Annotated in this window: 1 protein-coding gene; it reads left to right on the forward strand. The window is 49.5% G+C overall.

Features of this window, described 5'->3' with window-relative positions; all coding sequences use genetic code 11:
- Nucleotides 1-264: hypothetical protein (locus FS736_RS24905; RefSeq protein WP_222125110.1), on the forward strand; the 264-nt coding region annotated here is incomplete at its 5' end.
- Nucleotides 265-277: the final 13 nt, after the last annotated feature.

Raw genomic sequence — 277 nt, forward strand, 5'->3', positions numbered from 1 at the left:
TTCTTCACCACACAATACCATACCCCCAAGGAATCCTCCCACGAAGCTCTCCCTCTCATCCTTTCGCGACAACTCGCCCACCCACTCAACAACACTAACCTCCCACCCCTCAAACTACTCCCAATTCTCCTTACCGAAATATCCCTCCCAACTCCTCACTCCCCACTTCATTTCACCATCAACAATCAACCACCCACCTTCTACCCCCTCCAATTCCACCCCGAACAAAAATCCATACATCCATCCATAATCCTTCCTTCATAAAACTCCTTCCCCT

The organism is Cytobacillus oceanisediminis 2691, assembly GCF_007678455.1.
GTDB lineage: Bacteria > Bacillota > Bacilli > Bacillales > Cytobacillaceae > Mesobacillus > Mesobacillus oceanisediminis_A.